The sequence below is a fragment of the Alcanivorax hongdengensis A-11-3 genome (genome assembly GCF_000300995.1).
Lineage (GTDB): Bacteria > Pseudomonadota > Gammaproteobacteria > Pseudomonadales > Alcanivoracaceae > Alcanivorax > Alcanivorax hongdengensis.
In genome coordinates, this window is sequence record NZ_AMRJ01000063.1 from 1 (window position 1) to 2,735 (window position 2,735).

2 protein-coding genes and 1 pseudogene are annotated in these 2,735 nt (G+C 58.4%); all 3 read right to left on the bottom strand.

The genetic code is table 11. The features are described from left to right. Positions 1-79: 79 nt before the first annotated feature. Positions 80-890, bottom strand: a pseudogene (locus A11A3_RS17620) (ISL3 family transposase); the annotation flags it as partial. 128 nt (positions 891-1,018) lie between these two features. Beyond that, complete coding sequence (gene lspA / locus A11A3_RS17035; RefSeq protein ID WP_008930575.1) at positions 1,019-1,540, bottom strand: signal peptidase II; 522 nt, start codon at positions 1,538-1,540, stop codon at positions 1,019-1,021. A gap of 53 nt (positions 1,541-1,593) precedes the next feature. Further along, the coding region (gene lnt, locus A11A3_RS17040; RefSeq protein ID WP_008930576.1) for an apolipoprotein N-acyltransferase at positions 1,594-2,735 on the bottom strand (1,142 nt) is incomplete at its 5' end.

Genomic DNA, 2,735 nt, shown 5'->3' on the forward strand with positions numbered 1-2,735 from the left:
CAGAAATATTTCCCGACGCGTTTTCTTTTTCGGGTATCCGGATTAAGTGGTTGATGGGCCTTCCAGCCCCATCCAACCCTTAGTCCTTCCAGAAGGTTGATAGATCGACACCGAAGTTCTTCTCAGGCTCGGGGAGTCCCATGTTGTAGGTCATGGTGGCTCTGCCCAGAAACGGGGATTCCTTGACTTGTGGCGCCTTCTTCTTGTGCTTGGTGGTATAGAGCATCCGGGCTCGCATTACCTCGAACGAATAGCCCCGGCCATCACGGTTTTTGTCCTTGGCTAGGCGGTTTATCGACTACGTGAAAGCGTTGGTGATCGGGATGTCGGTCTCAAAGTAGGTCAGCATCTCTTCACGCCAGCCACTGACGGCGCTGACGAGATCCTTCCAAACCTCCTTCTGCCCCTGAGGGATGTTGTCAATCCAGGTGGCGAGAGCCTGTTCGGCACCACGCCGATTGGTACAGTCCCAGATATGGTAGAAGCGCTCCTTGTGCTCGTAAGCCGCCAAGAGCTGGGGGGAATGCTCCTGTCCAGGTCTCCATGATGAGCCGTTCGCGGTCTGAAACGTCGTGAGCGCGCTTCAGCAGGATTTTCCGGTCACCTTTGAGGGTCCGGCGCTGATTGGGCTTCAACTCCTTCCTTAGGCCTTTGCGGATCTTCTCTAAGGCCTCGTTGGCCATGCGCACGACGTGGAACTTATCGACCACGATACGGGCCTGTGGCAGCACCGTCTGGAAGGCGCGGCGGTAGGGCTTCCACATGTCCATGCTGACGATCTCGACCTGGTGGCGGTTGGCCATGCTCATGAGGCGTCTTGTCACCCTCTCTTGCTGACGACCGGGTAGCAGGTCCAGCAGGGTGCGCTCTTCCAGATTGGTTAGGATGCAGCAGAGCCCTTGGCAGCAGTCGTGCATCAGGAACGTACAGCTGGCTCATGAAGGCGTGCCGCCTTATCAAGGCCCAGGACGCGCCTATTCCGGAAGTCAAGCATGCGATAGCGAAGACGCTAGGCGATTCAGCGGCGGCGGCTGCCTGGTTGATGTCGTATTTCCGCCCAAATAAAGAGGGCGACACCGAGGAAGATCCATACGTCCGCTAGGTTGAACGATGGCCAGTGCCACTGGGCATAGTGAAAATCGAGAAAATCCTCTACGTAGCCTAACCGCAAGCGATCTGCGACATTGCCCAACGCGCCGCCGAGGATCGCACTGAGGGCGAGCCGATAACTCAGTACGCGTGGTGAACGCCAAAGCCAGTACACCAGTAATATCGAGATAACCAGGGCCAGTCCGATGAAAAGCGGCTGCTGCCAACCGCCGACATCCGCGAGAAAGCTGAAGGCCGCCCCCGTATTGTGGCGGTGGACCCAATTGAAGAAGGGTGCGGCAGGCACGCTTTCACCATGCGCTAGCATGGTGCTGGCAAGGTACTTGCTCGCCTGATCGACAAACAGTAACAGGAGCGAGAGCCACAGCCAGCGCATCGCCTTTCCCGGCTCGTGGGCTTTCTCTGCGAGCCGACTGCCATAAGTAGACATATCCCCTTCCTCCTGACCCAATCTAGAATTTGCTCGCTGCTAAATAACAAGCGTCATGTATCCAACCGATGATGCCGACGAATTCGACGGAGCAGGAGCAGGCCGAGTCCGAGTGCGGTCAGGCCAAGGACAGGCCAATCCCGCCAGCGCACATAAGGGGGCGCGCCAGTTCGCGGTGTCACTTCGGCGCTGAGGGTGGCCACTTCGAACTGCGGAGCACGCTTGAGCACTTTGCCCTCATGATTGATGGCTGCTGTGATACCGGTGTTCGTGGCTCGAAGAAGGTCACGTCCGGTTTCGATGGCACGCATGCGTGCCATCTGGAAATGCTGGAGGGGGCCGAGCGAGCTGCCGAACCAGGCATCGTTGCTGACATTCACCAGTAACTGCGCTTCGGGCAGAAGCTCAGTGACTTCGGCACCAAAGACCGCCTCGTAGCAGATGAGTGCCCCTACGGGCACCCCTGCTGCATTCAGGACGTGCGCTTCCCGTCCCGGTGTGAAGTCGGACATGGGCGCCCCGAGCACGTCGAGGGCCGACCCCAAAAGATCCCGAAACGGAACATATTCACCGAAGGGCACCAGGTGGCGTTTGTAGTAGAAGCCTGAGGGATCGGAGAGGCTTACCACGGCGTTGTAGGTACGGCCCTCCGCCTCGCGTACCGGGACGCCAATCATTAACGATGTGCCTGCCTGATCGGCTAACGCCTCAAGCTCAGCAAGATATGCTTTGGCCTGGTCATGCCACATCGGGATTGCCGCTTCTGGCCAGATCACGATATCGGCTCCGAGATGCTGCGCGGTAAGCGCCTGATAGCGCTCAAGTGTGATGTCCCGGTATCTCGGGTCCCATTTCTTGTCTTGCGCGATGTTTCCTTGCAAGAGGACGACATCGATCGGGTCAGCGGCTGGCTGCGTCCATTCACGATCCAGCAGTTGCAAGCCGGCGAGGGTAGCGACTAACACGGCACCGACTACCGCAGCACGGCGCAGGCTTGGCCCCTGGACAACCCAGGCAAGCCCGCCAGCGAGAAGTGCCACCAGTAAACTCACGCCAAGCACGCCAAAGACGGGAGCGATAGTGGCAAGTGTGGTGTCGGTCTGGCTGTAGCCAATGAAGAGCCAGGGAAAGCCGGTCAAGAGTAAGCGTCCGGCCATCCCATCTTGGGGTTCTAGGGATTTTCCGTCCAAAAACG

What these genes read in the sequence shown, in the direction of transcription:
- lspA (WP_008930575.1), bottom strand. Translation starts at nt 1,540, where the DNA reads ATGTCTACTTATGGCAGTCGGCTCGCAGAGAAAGCCCACGAGCCGGGA.